The sequence below is a fragment of the Sphingomonas sorbitolis genome, from assembly GCF_036663875.1.
In the GTDB taxonomy this organism is placed as follows: domain Bacteria; phylum Pseudomonadota; class Alphaproteobacteria; order Sphingomonadales; family Sphingomonadaceae; genus Sphingomonas.
The window spans coordinates 460,268-478,326 of record NZ_JAXOJS010000005.1; the positions used below are offsets into that span (position 1 = coordinate 460,268).

At 66.8% G+C, this 18,059-nt stretch carries 19 protein-coding genes; 14 read left to right on the forward strand and 5 right to left on the reverse strand.

Annotated elements, in window-relative coordinates; genetic code table 11:
- Position 1: 1 nt before the first annotated feature.
- Positions 2 to 1,153 carry a cytochrome c oxidase subunit II gene (coxB, locus tag U1763_RS17080; protein ID WP_332756131.1) on the reverse strand — a complete coding sequence of 384 codons (1,152 nt, stop codon included), beginning with the start codon at positions 1,151 to 1,153 and terminating at the stop codon, positions 2 to 4.
- Positions 1,154 to 1,524: 371 nt separating this feature from the next.
- Here coxB and pyrE point away from each other — a divergent pair, with 371 nt between their 5' ends.
- From pyrE to U1763_RS17110, 6 genes are all read left to right on the forward strand, one after another.
- A complete protein-coding gene (pyrE, locus tag U1763_RS17085) occupies positions 1,525 to 2,109 on the forward strand; it encodes an orotate phosphoribosyltransferase (protein WP_132895705.1) in 585 nt (194 codons plus the stop codon).
- On the forward strand, positions 2,106 to 3,068 hold the full coding sequence (locus tag U1763_RS17090; RefSeq protein WP_332756132.1) for a serine hydrolase domain-containing protein: 963 nt from the start codon (positions 2,106 to 2,108) through the stop codon (positions 3,066 to 3,068). The genes pyrE and U1763_RS17090 overlap by 4 nt, the downstream gene beginning before the upstream one ends.
- Positions 3,059 to 3,811 carry a pyridoxine 5'-phosphate synthase gene (locus tag U1763_RS17095; RefSeq protein WP_332756133.1) on the forward strand — a complete coding sequence of 251 codons (753 nt, stop codon included), beginning with the start codon at positions 3,059 to 3,061 and terminating at the stop codon, positions 3,809 to 3,811. Before U1763_RS17090 ends, U1763_RS17095 begins: the two co-directional genes overlap by 10 nt.
- A gap of 138 nt (positions 3,812 to 3,949) precedes the next feature.
- On the forward strand, positions 3,950 to 4,384 hold the full coding sequence (acpS, locus tag U1763_RS17100) for a holo-ACP synthase (RefSeq protein WP_332756134.1): 435 nt from the start codon (positions 3,950 to 3,952) through the stop codon (positions 4,382 to 4,384).
- A complete protein-coding gene (gene lepB / locus U1763_RS17105) occupies positions 4,381 to 5,361 on the forward strand; it encodes a signal peptidase I (RefSeq protein WP_332756135.1) in 981 nt (326 codons plus the stop codon). Before acpS ends, lepB begins: the two co-directional genes overlap by 4 nt.
- 1 nt (position 5,362) lies before the next feature.
- A complete protein-coding gene (locus tag U1763_RS17110) occupies positions 5,363 to 6,439 on the forward strand; it encodes an AI-2E family transporter (RefSeq protein WP_332756136.1) in 1,077 nt (358 codons plus the stop codon).
- A gap of 176 nt (positions 6,440 to 6,615) precedes the next feature.
- Here U1763_RS17110 and U1763_RS17115 read toward each other — a convergent pair whose 3' ends face one another.
- Positions 6,616 to 7,674 (reverse strand): glycosyltransferase, encoded by a 1,059-nt coding sequence (locus tag U1763_RS17115; protein ID WP_332756137.1) that lies wholly within the window; start codon positions 7,672 to 7,674, stop codon positions 6,616 to 6,618.
- A gap of 54 nt (positions 7,675 to 7,728) precedes the next feature.
- Here U1763_RS17115 and U1763_RS17120 point away from each other — a divergent pair, with 54 nt between their 5' ends.
- The 3 genes from U1763_RS17120 to U1763_RS17130 are packed head-to-tail and all read left to right on the forward strand — an operon-like array spanning position 7,729 to position 10,466.
- Positions 7,729 to 8,745 carry a hypothetical protein gene (locus tag U1763_RS17120; RefSeq protein ID WP_332756138.1) on the forward strand — a complete coding sequence of 339 codons (1,017 nt, stop codon included), beginning with the start codon at positions 7,729 to 7,731 and terminating at the stop codon, positions 8,743 to 8,745.
- Positions 8,742 to 9,257, forward strand: coding sequence for a DUF2141 domain-containing protein (locus U1763_RS17125; protein ID WP_332756139.1), 516 nt, complete (start codon positions 8,742 to 8,744; stop codon positions 9,255 to 9,257). The genes U1763_RS17120 and U1763_RS17125 overlap by 4 nt, the downstream gene beginning before the upstream one ends.
- Before the next feature lie 24 nt (positions 9,258 to 9,281).
- Positions 9,282 to 10,466, forward strand: a complete 1,185-nt coding sequence (locus U1763_RS17130) for a glycosyltransferase (protein ID WP_332756140.1) — start codon at positions 9,282 to 9,284, stop codon at positions 10,464 to 10,466.
- Here U1763_RS17130 and U1763_RS17135 read toward each other — a convergent pair.
- Both U1763_RS17135 and ubiG read right to left on the reverse strand, forming a co-directional pair.
- The gene (locus tag U1763_RS17135; RefSeq protein WP_332756141.1) at positions 10,408 to 11,832 is read right to left on the reverse strand and encodes a DUF2029 domain-containing protein; all 1,425 of its coding nucleotides are present in this window, start codon (positions 11,830 to 11,832) and stop codon (positions 10,408 to 10,410) included. The two genes, U1763_RS17130 and U1763_RS17135, sit on opposite strands and share 59 nt — an antisense overlap.
- 218 nt (positions 11,833 to 12,050) lie before the next feature.
- On the reverse strand, positions 12,051 to 12,791 hold the full coding sequence (ubiG, locus tag U1763_RS17140; protein WP_332756142.1) for a bifunctional 2-polyprenyl-6-hydroxyphenol methylase/3-demethylubiquinol 3-O-methyltransferase UbiG: 741 nt from the start codon (positions 12,789 to 12,791) through the stop codon (positions 12,051 to 12,053).
- Positions 12,792 to 12,843: 52 nt separating this feature from the next.
- Between ubiG and U1763_RS17145 the strand changes: the two genes are divergently transcribed.
- The 3 genes from U1763_RS17145 to U1763_RS17155 all read left to right on the forward strand — a co-directional run bounded on the left by U1763_RS17145 (position 12,844) and on the right by U1763_RS17155 (position 16,346).
- The gene (locus tag U1763_RS17145; protein ID WP_120301595.1) at positions 12,844 to 14,097 is read left to right on the forward strand and encodes an aspartate kinase; all 1,254 of its coding nucleotides are present in this window, start codon (positions 12,844 to 12,846) and stop codon (positions 14,095 to 14,097) included.
- Positions 14,098 to 14,152: 55 nt separating this feature from the next.
- A complete protein-coding gene (locus U1763_RS17150) occupies positions 14,153 to 15,172 on the forward strand; it encodes an NAD(P)H-dependent flavin oxidoreductase (RefSeq protein ID WP_332756143.1) in 1,020 nt (339 codons plus the stop codon).
- A 415-nt stretch (positions 15,173 to 15,587) separates the two neighbouring features.
- On the forward strand, positions 15,588 to 16,346 hold the full coding sequence (locus tag U1763_RS17155; protein ID WP_332756144.1) for a hypothetical protein: 759 nt from the start codon (positions 15,588 to 15,590) through the stop codon (positions 16,344 to 16,346).
- Positions 16,347 to 16,365: 19 nt separating this feature from the next.
- On the opposite strand, the gene U1763_RS17160 is transcribed toward U1763_RS17155, so the two are convergent.
- The gene (locus U1763_RS17160) at positions 16,366 to 16,770 is read right to left on the reverse strand and encodes a VOC family protein (RefSeq protein ID WP_332756145.1); all 405 of its coding nucleotides are present in this window, start codon (positions 16,768 to 16,770) and stop codon (positions 16,366 to 16,368) included.
- Positions 16,771 to 16,884: 114 nt separating this feature from the next.
- Here U1763_RS17160 and U1763_RS17165 point away from each other — a divergent pair, with 114 nt between their 5' ends.
- Together U1763_RS17165 and tolQ are read left to right on the forward strand one after the other, a co-directional pair.
- Positions 16,885 to 17,343, forward strand: a complete 459-nt coding sequence (locus U1763_RS17165; RefSeq protein WP_332756146.1) for a YbgC/FadM family acyl-CoA thioesterase — start codon at positions 16,885 to 16,887, stop codon at positions 17,341 to 17,343.
- Positions 17,340 to 18,032: a protein TolQ gene (gene tolQ / locus U1763_RS17170; RefSeq protein WP_332756147.1), complete on the forward strand. Its 693-nt coding sequence runs from the start codon at positions 17,340 to 17,342 to the stop codon at positions 18,030 to 18,032. The genes U1763_RS17165 and tolQ overlap by 4 nt, the downstream gene beginning before the upstream one ends.
- Positions 18,033 to 18,059 lie beyond the last annotated feature (27 nt).

The window sequence follows — 18,059 nt, forward strand, 5'->3', positions numbered from 1 at the left end:
CTTACTGTCCCGCGTTGCCGGCGCCGGCCGGGTTTGAGGTGGCGCCCTGCGTCGTCGCAGGGGCTGCGGTGGTCACATTTTCCACGGGGCCGGTGGCGTTCGCCGTCTCGGCGGCTTCCTCGACCTTCGCCGCGGAGCCGTCGGCGCCGGGCTGCGGGATGACCTTGTCGGACGCCTTGCCGGGGGTCGGCATCGTGCCGCCCTTGGCCTTGACCCACGCTGCGTATTCGGCGGGCGGAACGGCCTCGACCGCGATCGGCATATAGCCGTGGCGTGCGCCGCACAGTTCGGAGCACTGGCCGAAATAGAGGCCGGGCTTGTCGATCGTGAAGCTGGTCTCGTTCAGGCGGCCGGGGATCGCATCGAGCTTGATCCAGAACGCCGGGACGGCCCAGCTGTGGATCACGTCGTTCGAGGTGGTGATCAGGCGGATCGGCACGCCAACGGGGAGGACGATGCGGTTGTCGGTGGCGAGCAGCTTGGGACCGTCGGCATCGGTGCGCGGGCGCTCGCCGGCGGCGACGTCAGCCTTTTCCTTGAGCATGTTGGCGGTGATCTCGAAGCCGCCATTGTCCGGATACTGGTAGGTCCAATACCATTGGTTGCCGATCGCCTTCAGCGTCACCGCACCGGAGGGTGCCGGCTTGAACTGGGCTTGCAGCAGACCGATCGATGGGACCGCGATCAGGACGAGGATCACGACTGGTGCGAGTGTCCAGATGATCTCGATGAAAGTGTTGTGGCTGGTCTTCGACGCGACCGGGTTGCGCGCCTTGCGATAGCGGAACGAGACCCAGAAGAGCAGCGCGAGAACGAACAGCGAGATGATCGTGATCGTCGGCACCAGGATCGAATTGTGCATCCAGTGCGCGAACTGGCCGTTCTTGGTCACCTGCGGCTGGAGCCCGAACAGGCCATCGGTCGGCTGGCCGATCATCGGCTTGACCGTCATCGCGGGCGCACCGTCCATCGCGAGCTCGGGGCTGGATGGGTTGGCGGTGGGCATCGCTGCGGCGGTCGTCGGCGCAGTGTTCGACACGCCTCCGGGTGCGGCAGCGGCTTGCGGTGCGGGTGCTGCTGACGTCGGCGTGGCAGCCGGCTGGGCCGCGTGCCCGGCACCACCGAGACTCGCCAGTGCGAGCCCCACTGCCATCGCAAATCCTCTCATCCCCATCTTGCGCATCGTTTTTATTGACCCCGGTTTATAGCGAACCCGATTCCGGACGCGCGGATGTCTGCTTATGATTTGGGAAGAGCTATACCCAGCGGGGGGGCTTGCCTCAAGCCTTGTCTGGCGTTGGCCCTTCAGGCGCCCGCACTAACCCTCCGTCATCCTGACGAAAGTCAGGACCTAGGATCACGAACGCCTTCCCTTGTGGCTCTGGATCCTGACTTTCGTCAGGATGACGAAGGAGAGGCGGGGCGCAATGAAACGCAGGATGGCGGTGAGCCGCCGGTTCTCGTTGCACGTGGTTTCCCGCGCTCGTATCAGCGCGGGCAGACCATTTGGAGCGATGACCCGCGATGACCGAAGACGACGTGCTCGCCGAATTCCGCGCTGCCGAAGCGTTGCTCGAAGGGCATTTCATCCTGTCCTCGGGCTTGCGCAGTTCGCGCTACCTGCAATGCGCGCGGGTTTTGATGGATCCGGCGCGAGGCGCTCGGTTGTCGGAGGCGCTCGTCGCGTCGATCCCCGAAGAACTGCGGGCGCAGATCGATATCGTGGTCTCGCCAGCGATGGGCGGCGTCATCGCCGGCCACGAAATGGGCCGCGCGCTTGGCGTCGAGGCGGTATTCCTCGAGCGGCCCGACGGCGTGTTCGAACTGCGTCGCGGGTTCCGGCTCGCGCCCGGCCAGCGCGTGCTGATGATGGAGGATGTCGTCACCACCGGGCTGTCGTCGCGCGAGGCGATCGCGGCGATCGGGCGGGCTGGCGGCGTGACGGTCGCGGCGGCGGCGTTGGTCGATCGCTCGAACGGGACGGCGGATCTGGGCGTGCCGTTCTTCCCGCTGATCCGGCTCGACGTGCCGACTTATCCGGCGGATGCCTTGCCGCGCGAACTGGCCGCGATCCCTGCGATCAAGCCCGGGAGCCGGGCGGCGGCATGATCCTCGCGCTGGCTCTTGCTGCTGCGAGCGTGTCGGCCAGGGTCGATGCGGTGGCCGCGCAGGCGAAGCTGGCGGGCGTCGTGCTGGTCGGGAAGGGTGACCGGGTGCTGGTGGAGCGGGGCTATGGTACGGTCGATCCGGCGGGCGGGAAGCGGCATGACCCGCGTGCGCGGTGGCGGCTCGCGTCGATCACCAAGCAGGTGGCGGCGGCGATGGTCGTGCGACGGCATCCTGGCGATCTCGACCGGCCACTTGGGACTCAAGGCTTTGCCCCGCTGGGCGGCTTGACGCTGCGCCAGTTGCTGACGCACCACACCGGACTGGCCAATCCCGACGACACTCCCCTGCGTGATGGCGTGCCATCCTTCTATCGTGCGCCTGCGCCGGATAGGTCCTATTGCCTCACCACTCCTCCAAAACCCGGCGCGCCGTTCGCCTATAATAATTGCGACTATCTGATGGCCGTCGTCGGCATGTACGGGTCGGGCGCGCTGGCTTGGCCTGCCGGGATGGCGATGGCGAGAACCGGCGAGATGGGTGTTCCCGGTTTTGTCGCGGGCAAGGCCGAACCGCGGTACGAACTGGCGAGTTTCGGCGCGGCCGGCGGGTTGATCGGGACGGCGCGCGCCGTGTTCCGGTTCGATCGATCGCTGATGACCGGCAAGCTGATGACTCCCGCCGCGCGCGCCGAACTGTGGAAGCCCGAGGGCGGACGCAGCTATCAGGCGCTGGGCCAGTGGGTGTTCCCCGGCCAGCTGAAAGGGTGCGCAGCGCCGAAGCGGATCGTTCAGCGCGACGGCGAGATCGGCGGCGTCCAGACCCGCAACTATATCCTGCCCGACGACGACATCGCGGTCGTGGTCTTCACCAACCGGAGTTCGGACGATTTTGCGTTCGGCGAGATCTGGCAGAAATCCGGTTTCGCCTATGACCTCCTCTCGACGGTAGCATGCCCATGACACTCCGGACCGATTCGAACTCCGCCTTGCGCCTTGGCGTCAACATCGATCACGTCGCGACGGTGCGGAATGCGCGCGGGGCGGGGTATCCCGATCCGGTGCGCGCGGCTTTGGTCGCAGCGGCGGCGGGGGCGGACGGGATCACCGCGCATCTGCGCGAGGATCGCCGGCACATCACCGACGACGACATCGCGCGTCTGTCGGCCGAGCTGACGATCCCGCTCAACCTGGAGATGGCGGCGACCGACGAGATGCTCGGCATCGCGCTGCGTCACAAGCCGCACGCGGCGTGCATCGTGCCGGAGAAGCGCGAGGAGCTGACGACCGAGGGCGGGCTCGACGTCGCCGGGCATTACGACCGGATGGCGAAGCTGGTCGATGCGCTGGCGGGGGCGGGGATCCGCGTGTCGCTGTTCATCGAACCGGATGCGCGCCAGATCGAGGCGGCGGTGCGGCTCAAAGTGCCGGTGATCGAACTGCACACCGGGTTGTATGCGGAACTGTCGGGCGAGGCGCGGGTGGTGGAGCTGCGGCGTCTGAACGATGCGGCGGCGCTGGCGGCGAAGAACGGCATCGAGGTGCATGCGGGGCACGGGCTGACCTACGACAACGTCGCACCGATCGCGGCTATCCGGCAGGTTCGGGAGCTGAACATCGGGCATTTCCTGGTGGGCGAGGCGCTGTTCGTCGGGCTTGGCGAAGCGGTTCGGCTGATGCGCGAGGCTATGGATGCGGCGCGCTAGCTTTCAGAATTTGTTCACGCGAAGGCGCAAAGGCGCGAAGAGAAAGGAGAGAGCCCATAGCTCGCTTTCCTTCTTGTTCTCTTCGCGCCTTAGCGCCTTCGCGAGAACCAAATCTGTCTTCCGCCTTCAGGCAGTGTCGTGATCATCGGGCTCGGATCCGACCTGTGTAACATCGAGCGGATCGCGGCGTCGGTCGAGCGGTTCGGGGAGCGGTTCGAGCAGCGGGTGTTTACCGATGTCGAGCGGGCGAAGGCGGCGCGGCGGCCTTTCACGAAAGCCGGGACGCTGGCGAAGCGGTTCGCGGCCAAGGAGGCGTTTTCGAAGGCGGTCGGGACCGGGTTTCGCGCGGGCGTGTTCATGCGCGATATCGGCGTCGTGAACGCTCCGAGTGGCGCGCCGACACTGGCGTTGACCGGGGGCGCCAAAGCGAGGCTTGACGCGTTGACCCCCGAAGGCCACGCCACGCGCGTGCATTTGACGATGACCGATGATCATCCGTGGGCGCAGGCCTTTGTGATCATCGAAGCTATACCTCTGATATCCCCGGACATGCGCCAGGATACGAATCGATGAAGGACGCGGCGTTGGACGGCAACGAGTTCCAGGAAAAGCCCCTCGCGCAGACCTCGGCGGTCGATCCCGCGCCCTCGGTCACCACGACCCCCGAAACGACCCGCCGCCGCGGCACCGATTGGTGGGGCGAGGTGAAGGGCATATTCTGGCTGATCCTGGTCGTGCTCGGCTTCCACAGCTTCATCGCCAAGCCCTTCTATATCCCCAGCGAATCGATGCTGCCGGGCCTCCGCATCGGCGACCGGCTAGTGGTGACCAAGTTCGCCTATGGCTGGTCGTTCGTGTCGCCGACGATTCCCGACCCGATCGCGATCTTCAAGGGCGTCGTGCTGCGTCAGCAGGAAGAGAGTTGGAGCGTGTCGCTGCCGTTCATGCATGGTCGGTTGTTCGGATCGCTGCCGACGCGCGGCGACGTGGTGATCGTGACGCCGCCGGGTACGCACAACGACTATATCAAGCGCGTCATCGGCCTGCCTGGCGACAAGCTGGCCGTGCGCGGCGGGATCGTGTTCCTCAACGGCGTCGCGGTGAAGCGGGGCCCCTTGCACGACACGCTGATCCCGGTCGACACCAACAGCCCGTGCAGCGAGATCGACTATCCCGGCGCGCGCGAGACGTTGCCCGACGGTCGCGAGATGTGCCGCCTGCCGACCTATACCGAAACGCTGCCCAACGGGCGCCGTTACGAGACGATCGATCTCGAATCGGACAGCCAGGGCGACAATTTCGCGGAGATCACGATTCCCGCGAACCACGTCTTCCTGATGGGCGACAACCGCGATCGCTCCGCCGACAGCCGCTTCGCGCTGAGCCAGCTCGGGCTCGGCGGACCGGTGCCGTACGAGAATCTCGGTGGCCGGGCGGAGTTCATCACCTTCAGCCTCGACGGCGATGCGACGTTCAATCCGCTGAGCTGGTGGAGTTCGCTGCGCCCGGATCGCGCGGGCACCTCGCTGCATCCCGCCAAGGTGAACTGAGATGGCCGATACTAAGACCGTCGACGAGCTCAGCCCGGTCGAGATGCGCGATCCGTTCCTGCGCAAGGAACTGAAGCGTGCGATGATCTGGCTCGGGCTCGCTTGCGTGATCGCGCTGCTGATCGTGCTGGTCCAGCCGTTGCTGATCATCTTTGCCGGCGTCGTGTTCGCAGCCTTGCTCGATGGTGGCGTGCGGTTGCTCGGGCGGGTGCTGCCGATCGGGCGCGGCTGGCGGTTGCTGATCGTCGTGCTGCTGACGTTCGCGTTCCTGGTCGGGACGTTCATCCTTACGGGCGTGCAGGTGACCGAGCAGGTTATGCAGCTCCGCTCGACGCTCGAATCGCAGGCCAATCGCTTCACCAGCTATCTGACGTCGCAGGGGTTGATGCCGGGGGCGTCTGACGTCAACGGAATCGTCAAGCAGGCGCTGGGCTCGGTCGGGCGGGTGACGTCGTGGGTCGGCAGCGCGATCGGTGCGATCACGAGCATGTTCATGATCCTGATCCTCGGGCTGTTTATCGCGATGGACCCGGGAACGTATTCGCGCGGGCTCCAGTGGATGGTGCCGGTTGACCTGCGTCCAGAGTTCGCCAGGACCTTGCTCAAGATGGGGGCGACGTTGCGGCGGCTGCTCGCGGGGCGTCTGCTCGGGATGGCGGTCGAGGGGGTCGCGAGCGGCATTGCGCTGGCGATCGGCGGCGTGCCGATGGCGATGCTGCTCGGCATCATCGCGGGTATCCTCGCGTTCATCCCGAACGTCGGCGCGATCGTGACCGGCGTGCTGATGGTCGCGGTCGGGTTCAGCGCGGGCGTGGACACGGGGTATTGGGCGATCGGGACGTATTTGATCGTGCAGACGATCGACGGCTATGTGATCGTGCCGATGGTCGCCAAGCGCACGGTGGACCTGCCGCCGGCGCTGACTTTGGGCGCGCAGATCATGGCGAGCGCGCTGTTCGGGATTCTTGGGTTGGCGCTGGCCGATCCGATGACCGCGATGATCAAGACCGCGCTCGAGCGGCGGTCGGAGCGGGAAGAGGAGAAGGCTGAGGCGGGTGAGGGTGAGGCTACGGCCTGATCCAGTTTAGCGCCGCCTCCTACGTAATGCGGGTCCAAGCTCACCCCCCGTCATCCCCGCGGACGCGGGGACCCATACTGGCAAACCTCGGAGGATATGGGTCCCCGCTTCCGCGGGGATGACGGTAGGTGGGGGCGGAGACCTATAATGGGGCGGGGGCAAGAAAGGCTAGGACGCTAGCGCCTCACCAATCGATCGAAGAGCGCGAGGTAGCGATCGGCCGAGTCCGCACCGGGCTGCGGGACCGCCTCCGGCCGCTGCGCAGATGGCGCTAGCCATGCATCCAACGCTGCGATCAGCCCGGCCGCATCGTCCCGCGCAACGATCGTACCGCGATCCGCGCGGTCGATGATCTCCGCCACCGCAGCGCTCGAATCAGTCGAAACCACCGGCGTTCCAACCGACAGCGCCTCGCGCAACACGCCGGGCACACCTTCATAATCCGAGGTCAGCACGACCACCTGCGCGCGCGCCATCACCGGCAGCGGATCGGTGCTGTGCCCGAGCAAGCGAACACGGTCCCCCAAACCAAGCGCGCGAATCTGCGTTTCGATCGCCCCCCGCTCGTCGCCTTCGCCGAGGATCACCAGCGGAATGGTCCGGTCCACCAGCAGCGGAAGCGCGGCGATCAGGCGGTCCCAGCGTTTCTGCGGTTCGAGCCGCCCCACGCCGAGGATGTAGCGCGCGGGCAAATCCGGCGTCTCCCCCGGGATCGGCACCGCCGGCGGGTTCGGGATGATGCTCGTGCGGCCGACCATGCGCGTCGCCCGCGCCGCCTCGTCCGCCGTTGCCGGAGTCATCGCGACGAGGTGATCGAGGAAGCTGCCATGGCGCGCGAGCCAGAGCTGGTGCGCCGCGTGCATCAGCCGGCCGTGATCGGCGCGCGCGGGGGCATTGGACATCTTGGCGACGATCGGCGGGCACGCCTTGCCGAGCCGAAGCCGGGTCCACGCCGCGATGCCGGTATAGAAATTGCCCGGACAGAAGATCACGTCCGGGACGAGCTGTCGCACGACCTTCGGGAACGCAAGCAGCCGCGAGGGTGAAACGATCTCAAGCCCCTCCGGCAGTTCCGCCGCCAGCGGCCCGGCAATATCCTCGATCGCCAGCGTCACGCGTCGCCCCGCCGCCAGCCAGCCGCGCGCGAGACGGAGTTGCGCGCGCTCGACCCCGCCGCCGCGCAAATCCTCGGCATAGGTCAGGATGTGTCGGGCGAGCGGTGGCGGGGACGTCACTGAAATATGGCGGTCATCATAATGCGCGATTGGTAGAGCGGAGATCGCGACCGAATGAAACCGACTTTGCGTGCACGCGTGCCGACGGGCGGCTATTGGGCCGATCGAGGGGCGACGGAATGGCTTGAGGACCGGCGATTGAACACGCGTGCGAACACTGCCGACACCGAGGGCTATGCCGACATCGCCCGTGCCGGCCTGGAGCCGCTGAAGACGATCGGCAGTCGTTGGCCGGCGATCATCGGCGCGGTGCTGACGCTGGCGATGATCGCTGGGCTGGGGCGCGAACTGCTCGGGCATGGGCTGGCGGGACTCACGCGGTCGGTGCCAAGCGATCCGCGCTTCTATCTGTGCTTCGGCCTGCTCTACATGTCGCCGCCGACCGGGGATTATGTGATCTTCCGGCGGCTGTGGGGCATCCCGCTTGGCGGCCTCGTCGCGCTGATCAAGAAGCGGATCGCGAACGAGGTCGTGTTCGGATACTCGGGCGACGCGTATTTCTATGCCTGGGCGCGAGCCAAGGCGCGGATGGTGGCGTCGCCGTTCGGCGCGGTGAAGGACGTCACGATCCTGTCGGCGATCGCGGGCAATGCGATCACGCTGCTGCTGGTGGCGATCGCGTTGCCGCTTGGCCGGCATCTGCTAACGCACGACCAGTTCCGGACCGTTCTGGCATCGGCGGGGGTGACGTTGGCGATCTCGCTGCCGTTCCTGATCTTTTCGCGCCGCGTGTTCTCGTTGCCTCGCGCGAAGCTGTGGTGGGTGTTCGGGATCCACTGCATCCGGCTGCTGTGCGGATCGGTGCTGATCGCGTTCGCGTGGCATTTCGCGCTGCCGGGCGTGCCGATGGGGATGTGGCTGTTCCTCGCCGCCGGACGCCTGCTCGTGTCGCGCCTGCCGCTGGTGCCGAACAAGGACCTGCTGTTCGCCAATATCGCGATCCTGTTGATCGGGCAGGATCAGGCGCTGTCGGAATTGATCGCGTTTACGGCAGCGGCGACCTTGCTCGTGCATGTCGGACTGATCGTGCTGTTCGGCATCCACGCGGCACTCGACAGGATTCGTGCATGATTCGCTTTGGGTTGGCTCTGGTCGCTGCGGTCGTCTTGATGGGACCGGCGGGCGCGCAGGTTCTGGGCAGCGATGCGGCGGCGTGCCGGCCGGGGGAAGGCCCGGCGATCGCGGTCGAGATCACCGGGCTGAAGGATCGCACCGGCGAGCTGAAGCTCGAACTCTACCCGGGCGAGGAAGCGGATTTTCTCAAGGACGACCGCGTGCTGATCGCGGCGGGCAAGACGTTTCGGCGGGTCGTGGTGCCGACGCCGCCAACCGGGTCGCCGATCCTGTGCATCCGGGCGCCGCGGCCGGGCCGCTATGCGCTGTTGCTGACGCATAATCGCGACGGGAAGAACAAGTTCAGCGTCTGGACCGACGGCGCCGGGTTCGCGAGTAACGTGAAGCTCGGTCGGTCGCGCCCGAAGGTCGAGCAGGCGCTGGTCGAGGTCGGCGCGGGGGTGACGAGTGTGCGGATCACCGCGCAATATCTGCGCGGGCTCGGCGGGTTCGGGCCTGTCACGCCATGAGGGCCGAGAGGTGAGAATCGTCCCATGAGAATCGTCGACGTCAACGAGTTCTACTCGCCGACTGGTGGCGGCGTGCGGACCTATGTCGATCGGAAGATGGGGATCATGGCCGACATGGGCCATGAACTGATCGTCGTCGCGCCCGGCAGGGAGGACCGCGTCGAGGAACGGCCGGGCGGCGGGCGGATCCTCTACCTCAAGTCGCCGGGCATGCCGTTCGATCGCAACTACGGGTTGTTCTGGGATCGGGCGGCGATCCACCGCGTGCTCGACGATCTCGATCCGGACGTGGTCGAATGCTGCTCGCCGTGGCGGCCGGCGTGGTTCGTCGGCGACTGGGAGGGACGCGCGGTAAAGTCCTTCTTCATGCACAACGACAATATCGCGGCGTATGCGCAGCGCTGGTTCGCGGGCGTCGCGAGCCATGACCAGATCGAGCGCGGGTTCGCCTGGTATTCTCGGTACATGAACCGCTTCCTCGAGAAATACGACGTCGTCGTCACCAATGGTCCGGCGCTGGAGAAGCGATTGTGCGCGCGTGGCGTCCGGATCGATGCGGCGATGCCGCTGGGGATCGAGCGCGGGCATTTCTCGCCGGAGCTGCGCGATACGCGGTTGCGCGGGGCGTTGCTGCAGCAGTGCGGGTTGCCGGAGGACGGCATGCTGCTGCTCGGGCTTGGTCGGCATCACGGCGAGAAACGCTGGCCCTTGGTGGTCGATGCAGTGGCGCGGGCGGGAGCGACTTTGCCGGTCGGGCTGGTCCTGATCGGTGCGGGTGCGCAGACCAAGGCGATTCAGCGGCGGATCGGCGGGTCGCCGCATATCCGGATGTTCGCGCCGGTCTATGATCGCGAGCGGCTCGCGCGGATCATGGCGAGCTGCGACGCGCTGATCCACGGGTCGGAGGCGGAGCCGTTCGGCCTGGTCGCGTCGGAGGCGATGGCATCGGGCCTGCCGCTGATCGTGCCGGATACGGGTGGCTGCGCGGAAGTCGCCGACCGCCACGCCAGCGAGCTCTACGCGGCGCGTGATGCGGAGAGCGCGGCGGCGGCGATCGGGCGGTTGTTCGCGCGCGACCCCGCGTTGCTGCGGCGCGCGGCGGCGGTGGCGGCGCGGCACGTCCGCAGCGACCGCGAGCATGCGGTCGAGCTCATGGACTATTATGCGGGGCTGGTCGCGGCGAAGCAGGGGTGTGGGCTGGCGGCGTGAACGCGGTGAAGCGCGTGCCGGGGATCGGGATCGGCTCGTAACCGGCGTCGCGTGCGGCGGTGGCGAGGGCTTGGTCGAGGCTGGCATCGCCGCTTGTCGCGGGGCCTTCGCCTCCGGTTAGGATCGTCGATCCGTCGAGTTTCATGCGCGCTCGCGAGATCAGGTGGAGCGCGTGTTCTTGAGTTGCGTCGAGCAGCTTGGTGCTGCGGAAATAGAAGGGGCCGGTCGCGAAGGCGGGATCGGGCTGGCGGTTCGCTGCAGGGAGGATTTGTGGTGATAGCGTCGCGATCGGTCCTGCGAGTCCGTGTTGGTCGAGGACGCGGCCGACCGCTCGGCCTTCGCGGAGGGCCTGTGTGAGCGACAGGCCATCCGAATCTGCCAGCGCTGCGATGGAGGGGGCGATGCCGGCGGCCGCGAATACGGCGAACGCGATTCGCCACGCGCGGCTTGGGGGCGGGATCAGCGATAGGCGGACGAACAGGGCTGGCAAGGCTGGGAGGAGATATTGCCGCCAGGTTGGAAACGGCAGGAGTGCGGCGATCAGGCCGGCGAGGATCAGCCAGTCGAGCAGGTCTACCGTGCGGCGTCGCCATGCGTCGCGCGCGACCAGCGCGAGCGCGGGCAGGGCTGCGCCTAGTGCGAGGAACTTGAGCGTGTCGATCGCCTTGGCGGGGAGCGACATCTTCCACGGGCGGAGCGCGTAATATTCGGCGGGGCCGCGCGCCGGGAAGGTGAAAGTGCCGAACACGAAACCGGCCGGGCTGGCGGCATAGGTCCAGGCGACGAAGGCGACCACCGGGAGTGTGCCGAGCAGGACCGCGGCGGGGCGATGGCGGCGGTCGACCAGCGCGTAGAGGCCGTAGGCGAGCGCGGGAAACGCATAGGAGATCTTCGCGGCGGCGGCGCTGGCGAGGAGGAGGCCGGCGAGCGCGGCGGCTTTGCGCGTGATGGCGGGGCGGACGATCAGGGGGAGGGCTGCGGCGAGCAGCGCGGCGGGGAGTGCGTCGTTGCGGGCTGTGCCGATGCTGAAGAGGAGGATGTCGCAGGTGGCGAACACGGCTGCGCAGGTGAGGGCGGCTTTGGGTTTGGCGCCGAGGGTTCGGGCTGCGGTGTGGACGCAGGCGATCGTCACGACGCCGAGCAGGGCGTTGAGGATGCGAAGCGCTGGCAAGGTCCAACTGCCGGCTAGAAGTGCGACGGGCGCGAAGAGATAGGGTTGGAGAGGGGTCTGTAGGTACGCGAAGTCCCGGTAGGGGAGGAGGCCGTGGGCGGTCAGCGCGGCGGCGGCGACGTATTGGCTCTCGTCGTGGTCCACCGAGCGTAGGAGCGCGAGGGTGGTGAAGAGGATCGTCAGCGCTGCGAGCATCAGAAGTATGTTCACCCGCGAAGGCGGGTGCCCAGACTGGGCACCCGCCTTCGCGGGTGAACAATTTTGGGGAGTGCTTCGGCTCGTCATTCGGCCCCACCCCGGCGGAGGCCGGGGCCCAGTTGGGGGACGGTGATGATTAGCGATCGCGCTTCGTTACCCTGGCGTTCCCAACTGGGCCTCGGCCTTCGCCGGGGAGGTGGCGTGTGGGCCACGAGTCAGGCTTTTACCGCGGTCAGGAAGTAATCGAGGCTCGTCGAGTCACTCAGCGTGAAGCCAGTCGCGGGCGAGAAGCTCAGCCCCCGCGTATCCGTCACGCGGAGACCCGCGTCTTTCAGCAGTGCGGTCAGTTCCTCGGGCGTCAGGAACTTGTTCCAGTCATGCGTACCCTTTGGAATAACCCCAGCACCCTCCGCCACCGTGATCATCGCGAGCCGCGACAACGGCGTCCGGTTGGGCGTCGAAAGAATCAGCAACCCGCCCTCCGCCAACGTCCGCGCGAGACCGCGCACGAAGCCGGCAGGGTCACTGACATGCTCGATCACCTCAAGGCTGGTGACGAGGTCGAACTGCCCGACCAGTCCCTCGACGCCCCCCGCGCGGTAGTCGATCGCCAAGCCGCTCTGCGCCGCGTGGATCTCCGCGACCGCGATATTCTCGGGTGCCGCATCGATCCCCGTAACCTCTGCACCGAGCCGGGCGAGCGGTTCACACAGCAACCCCGCGCCGCAACCGACATCGAGCGCGGTCTTCCCCTCCAGCGGCGTGAAGGTCGAACCATCGCCACCCCAATGCGCGTCCACCTGCTCGCGAATATAGCGTAACCGCGGCGGGTTGAGCTTGTGGAGCGGGGCCGACGAGCCCTTCGGGTCCCACCAGTCCTTCGCCATCGTGCCGAAATGCGCGGCCTCGCGCGGATCGATTGTTGCGTTATTGTGCGTGTCGCTTGCCAGTATCATGCGCGCTACCTATCAGGGCCGCCGCTTCGACCCAAAGGGATTTGCGCTGCCAATGGCCCGTATCGTGATGAAATTCGGCGGGACGTCGATGGCTGGGATCGAGCGTATCCGCAACGTCGCCGCGCGCGTGAAGCGCGAAGTCGACGCCGGCAACCAGGTCGCCGTCGTCGTTTCCGCGATGGCGGGCGAGACCGATCGGCTGGTCGGTTTCTGCCGCGAGGCGTCGTCGCTGTACGACGCGAAGGAATATGACGTCGTCGTCTCGGCCGGCGAGCAGATCACGAGCGGCTTGCTCGCGATCGCTCTGCAGGCGGCCGGGTGCAAGGCGCGGTCCTGGCTTGGTTGGCAGTTGCCGATCAACACCTCGGACGCGCACGGATCGGCGCGCATCGGCGAGATCGACACGGCCGCGCTCGACGCGAGCCTCGCGGACGGCGTCGTCGCCGTGATCCCGGGTTTCCAGGGCGTCGCGGACGGGCAGCGCGTCACGACGTTAGGTCGCGGCGGGTCGGATACGTCGGCGGTGGCGATGGCGGCGGCGATGAAGGCCGATCGCTGCGACATCTATACCGACGTCGACGGCGTCTACACGACCGACCCCAGGATCGTGCCCCGCGCGCGGAAACTGAGCAAGGTCACGTATGAAGAGATGCTGGAACTCGCCAGCGTCGGTGCCAAGGTGTTGCAGACGCGGTCTGTCGGCCTGGCGATGAAGGAAAACGTGCGCGTGCGCGTGCTGTCCTCGTTCGAGGACGGCGATACCAATGATGGTCACCGCGGCACGTTGATCGTGGGCGAAGAGGAAATCGACGATATGGAACGCCAGCTCATCACCGGCATCGCGCACGACAAGAACGAGGCGAAGATCACCCTGACGCAGGTCAGCGATCGGCCCGGCTCGGTCGCGGCGATCTTCGCGCCGCTCGCGGACGCGGGGATCAACGTCGACATGATCGTGCAGAACGTCGCGCATTCGACCGGCTCGACCGACGTGACGTTCACGGTACCGGCAGCCGATCTCGCGCGCTCGCTCGACGTGCTCGACAAGGCGAAGGACGCGATCGGCTATGCGACGATCGTCCACGACACGCGCGTCGCCAAGGTGTCGGTCGTTGGTGTCGGCATGCGCAGCCATGCGGGTGTCGCGGCGACGATGTTCACGACGCTCGGCGAGCGCGGGATCAACATCCAGGCGATCGCGACGTCGGAAATCAAGGTCAGCGTGCTGATCGAAGAGGATTATACCGAGCTGGCGGTGCGCGTGCTGCACACCGCGTATGGCCTCGATGCCGAGGATGCGGCTTGAGCTTGATACATAACGACATGATCCCGGCAGGCGCCGGGACGACGGGGATGGATGCATGACGATCGGTACTGAGCGGCTGCAACGCCGGATGGCGCGCGGCGCCGCGTTCCTCGGGTCGGAGGTCGCGATTCTCGGCGGCGCGATGTCCTGGGTGAGCGAGCGGCACCTCGTGTCGGCGATCTCGAACGCGGGCGGGTTCGGCGTGATCGCGTGCGGGGCGATGACGCCCGCGCTGCTTGATACCGAGATCGCCGCGACCAAGGCGATGACGGACAAGCCGTTCGGCGTGAACCTGATCACGATGCACCCCGACCTGTTCGAGCTGATCGCGGTCTGCGCCAAGCATCAGGTCGGCCACGTCGTCCTCGCCGGTGGCCTGCCGCCCAAGGGCAGCATCGAGGCGATCAAGGAAACCGGCGCGAAACTGATCGCATTCTCGCCCGCGTTGGCGCTAGCGAAGAAGTTGATTCGCAGCGGTGTCGATGCGCTGGTGATCGAGGGGATGGAGGCCGGCGGCCATATAGGCCCGGTCTCGACCAGCGTCCTCGCGCAGGAGATGCTGCCCGAGATCGCTGAGCAGGTGCCGGTGTTCGTCGCGGGCGGGATCGGTCGCGGCGAGGCGATCGCGGGGTATCTCGACATGGGTGCGGCGGGCGTCCAGCTCGGCACGCTGTTCGTCTGCGCAACCGAATCGATCGCGCATGCCAATTTCAAGAAGGCCTTCATCCGCGCCTCGGCACGCGACGCGATCGCCAGCGTGCAGATCGATGCGCGGCTTCCGGTTATCCCGGTGCGTGCGCTGAAGAACGCGTCTAGCGAGTTGTTTACGGCGAAGCAGCGTGAGGTTGCCGGGCATCTTGACGGTGGCCGCGTGGAAATGGCCGAGGCGCAGTTGCAGATCGAGCATTACTGGGCGGGTGCGCTGCGTCGTGCGGTGATCGACGGCGACGTCGAGCATGGCTCGGTGATGGCGGGCCAGTCGGTCGGCATGGTAAAGCGCGAGGAGCCGGTGGCGGACATCATCGGCGGCCTGATGGCGCAGGCGGCAGCGGCGCTCGATGCACGCGCGGTTTGACACACTTCTGATTCTCCCCCGGCGGGGGAGGTGGCAGCCCGCTTGGGCTGACGGAGGGGTGATCCGCTATCGAGAGGGCATCACCCCTCCGTCTGGCAAGCGCCAGCCACCTCCCCAACAGGGGAGGATTGCAGAGCACGCGTGTAATACGCTTGGTCATGCCTCGCTCCTAGACATTCATCAGCACCACCCCGGCGAAGGCCGGGGCCCAATTGGGGGACGTTGCTGATCCTCGTGGCGTTCCGTTACTGCTACCTTTCCAATTGGGCCCCGGCCTCCGCCGGGGTGGACTAGTCGAGCGCCACCACCCCCAACCCCGCCCCCTCTCCACTCGCCGCAAAGCGCGTACGGCTTACGTCTCGTTAACCTAATCCCGGCAAGAGTGTCCCGTCGGGGGACGTTACGAGGTGTTGTGATGAGTCGTCGGTTTGCTTTGCTGTCCGTTACCGCGCTGGGCCTGCTGGCCGGCTGCACGTCGAAGCCGCGGACCGTGGCGCAGGTCGCGCCGCCCGTCATCATGGTGCCGGTGCCTGCGCCGACGATGCCAAAGGGCGCGTCGCCTACGATCGTCATTCCGGTCGCCCTCGCCGACGGCACCTATCCGACGCCCAATCGCAACCTGACGACGTCCGCCAAGGTCTGGCATCTCCGCGCCGCGCTCAACGTCGCCGCGCTGGCGTGCCGCGGGCCGCAGGAAGTGGTGATCGTCGCGGGCTACAACGCTCTGCTGTCGGCGCAGAAGCCGATGCTCGCCAAGGCCGAGGCGACCTATGCCAGCGAATACAAGTCGGGCGGCGGCGACTGGCAGGATCGCTACGACGATTCGATGACGCGGCTGTACAACTTCTTCTCGCAGTCGCCAGCGCGCGACGAATTCTGCGCCGCGGCGGGCGCCGTCCTAGCGCAGAGCGCAGGTCTGACGGCCGAGGCATTGCCCGCCTTCGCCGCCCAGAACCTGCCCGTGCTCGAGCGCCCGTTCACCGATTTCTACCGCGCGGTCGACGCGTGGCGCGGCCGCACCGTGCGTCCGGTCCAGCCTCAGCTGGCCGTCTCGCGCCAATATGCGTCGAACATGCCCGTGCAGACGATCACGCAGGCGCGTCTCCAGCCGATCTCGCAGCCGGTGCCACCCGCGCAGCCTCGTCTGAAGCTCGACGCCAGCGTCTTTCAGTAAGCGAGGCGTCTTCCAGTAGTCAGGCCTTGATGGGCGTTCCGATCGACCAGCTATGGCCGAACGGATCGCGCACCTGGCCGTAGCGATCGCCCCAGAACTGGTCGGCGACCGGCATCGTCAGGACGGCTCCTGCTGCTACTGCGCGATCCACCCAGGCATCGGTGTCGTCGACCTGCAGGTGCAGCGTGATACCGGCGGGTTCGGGTTCGTCATGACCACGCCATTCGGGAAACTCGTCGGATAGCATCAGCCAGGCGTCGTTGATCCGCAGACTCGCCTGCATCAGCTGGACGCCGTCGTCCGCGAAGTTCGTCTCGACGAGCGTTGCGGCGAACGCGGTTTCGTAGAAGGCGAGGGCCTCGCGTCCGCGTTGTCCGCGAATGACGAGGAACGGTGTGATTCCGCTGGTGGGACGATCGGCCATGCGAGTCTCCTGCGTTGGATGTCGCCAGGCTAGGCGCATCGCGAAGCGCCGCCCAGCGCGATCTTGCAGGCAATGGTTGGCTTCCCTGCAAAGACTGGGTTAACAGCCGCGGGAATGGCTGAGGTTTCAGATCGTCCGGCGGAAGGCCGCTTCGAAGGGCGCGAGCACCGGTTTCCGGTGCGCGTCTATTTCGAGGACACCGATCTGTCGGGTGCGGTCTACCACGCCAATTACCTGCGCTACATGGAGCGCGCGCGGTCGGACATGCTGCGGGTCGGCGGGATCGACCAGCGCGCGACGTTCGAGGCGGGCGAGGGCTCCTACGCAATTGCGAGCGTCGCCATCCGCTATGCCGCGCCGGCGAAGCTCGACGACGCCTTGCTGGTCGTCTCGCGGATACGCCGTGTCCGCTCGGCCGGGGTCACCATTCATCAAAGGGTCATGCGCGACGGGCTTGTCTTGGCCGAGGCGGACGTGGTGGCGGCATTGGTCGCTTCTAACGGCCGCCCACGCCGCCAGCCGCGTGCCTGGATCGATATCTACGAACGCCTTGTCTGGCAGGGGGAAGCATGAATCCGGTGTTGACTATGGATAGCGCGACGCTGTCGCCGATCCACTTGTTCCTCCAGGCCGACTGGGTGGTGAAGGGCGTGATGATCGGGCTGCTGCTCGCCAGCATCTGGACCTGGGCGCTGATCGTCGCGTTCTGGCGGCGGATCGGCAAGACGCGGAAAGGCATGACGCGGTTCGAGCGCGATTTCTGGAAGGCCGAGGATATCGACGTCTTCTACAAGGCGGAGGGCGAGAACGACCTGCCGTCGGCGCGCGTGTTCGCCGCCGGGGTGACCGAGTGGCGGCGCTCGACCGCAGGCGGCACGATCGACAAGAGCGGCACGCGCGAGCGGCTCGCGACGACGATGGGCTCAGCGGTCGCGGGCGAGATCGACAAGCTGTCGGACCGGCTCAACGTACTGGCGACGGTCGGCTCGGTCGCGCCGTTCGTCGGGCTGTTCGGCACGGTGTGGGGAATCATGCGAAGCTTCACCAGCATCGCGGCGGCGCAGAACACGTCCCTCGCGGTGGTCGCGCCGGGGATCGCGGAGGCACTGTTCGCAACCGCGATCGGCCTGTTCGCGGCCATTCCCGCGGTGATCGCGTACAACCGGTTTTCGCACGGTATCAACCGGATCGAGGCGAGCCTGAACCGCTTTGCCGACGGTTTCCACACGACCCTGTCGCGCCAACTGGACGGCTCGCGATGATGGGGCCGGAAAATCCTCCCCTGCAAG

Bases quoted from the DNA above. Each gene is read 5' to 3' on its own strand.
- U1763_RS17095 (WP_332756133.1), top strand. From the start codon at position 3,059: ATGCCCATGACACTCCGGACCGATTCGAACTCCGCCTTGCGCCTTGGC.
- U1763_RS17155 (WP_332756144.1), top strand. From the start codon at position 15,588: ATGAGTCGTCGGTTTGCTTTGCTGTCCGTTACCGCGCTGGGCCTGCTG.
- U1763_RS17125 (WP_332756139.1), top strand. From the start codon at position 8,742: ATGATTCGCTTTGGGTTGGCTCTGGTCGCTGCGGTCGTCTTGATGGGA.
- U1763_RS17110 (WP_332756136.1), top strand. From the start codon at position 5,363: ATGGCCGATACTAAGACCGTCGACGAGCTCAGCCCGGTCGAGATGCGC.
- U1763_RS17150 (WP_332756143.1), top strand. From the start codon at position 14,153: ATGACGATCGGTACTGAGCGGCTGCAACGCCGGATGGCGCGCGGCGCC.
- lepB (WP_332756135.1), top strand. From the start codon at position 4,381: ATGAAGGACGCGGCGTTGGACGGCAACGAGTTCCAGGAAAAGCCCCTC.
- U1763_RS17135 (WP_332756141.1), bottom strand. From the start codon at position 11,832: ATGCTCGCAGCGCTGACGATCCTCTTCACCACCCTCGCGCTCCTACGC.
- U1763_RS17090 (WP_332756132.1), top strand. From the start codon at position 2,106: ATGATCCTCGCGCTGGCTCTTGCTGCTGCGAGCGTGTCGGCCAGGGTC.
- U1763_RS17160 (WP_332756145.1), bottom strand. From the start codon at position 16,770: ATGGCCGATCGTCCCACCAGCGGAATCACACCGTTCCTCGTCATTCGC.
- tolQ (WP_332756147.1), top strand. From the start codon at position 17,340: ATGAATCCGGTGTTGACTATGGATAGCGCGACGCTGTCGCCGATCCAC.
- U1763_RS17130 (WP_332756140.1), top strand. From the start codon at position 9,282: ATGAGAATCGTCGACGTCAACGAGTTCTACTCGCCGACTGGTGGCGGC.
- coxB (WP_332756131.1), bottom strand. From the start codon at position 1,153: ATGGCAGTGGGGCTCGCACTGGCGAGTCTCGGTGGTGCCGGGCACGCG.
- U1763_RS17120 (WP_332756138.1), top strand. From the start codon at position 7,729: ATGAAACCGACTTTGCGTGCACGCGTGCCGACGGGCGGCTATTGGGCC.
- U1763_RS17165 (WP_332756146.1), top strand. From the start codon at position 16,885: ATGGCTGAGGTTTCAGATCGTCCGGCGGAAGGCCGCTTCGAAGGGCGC.
- U1763_RS17145 (WP_120301595.1), top strand. From the start codon at position 12,844: ATGGCCCGTATCGTGATGAAATTCGGCGGGACGTCGATGGCTGGGATC.
- pyrE (WP_132895705.1), top strand. From the start codon at position 1,525: ATGACCGAAGACGACGTGCTCGCCGAATTCCGCGCTGCCGAAGCGTTG.
- ubiG (WP_332756142.1), bottom strand. From the start codon at position 12,791: ATGATACTGGCAAGCGACACGCACAATAACGCAACAATCGATCCGCGC.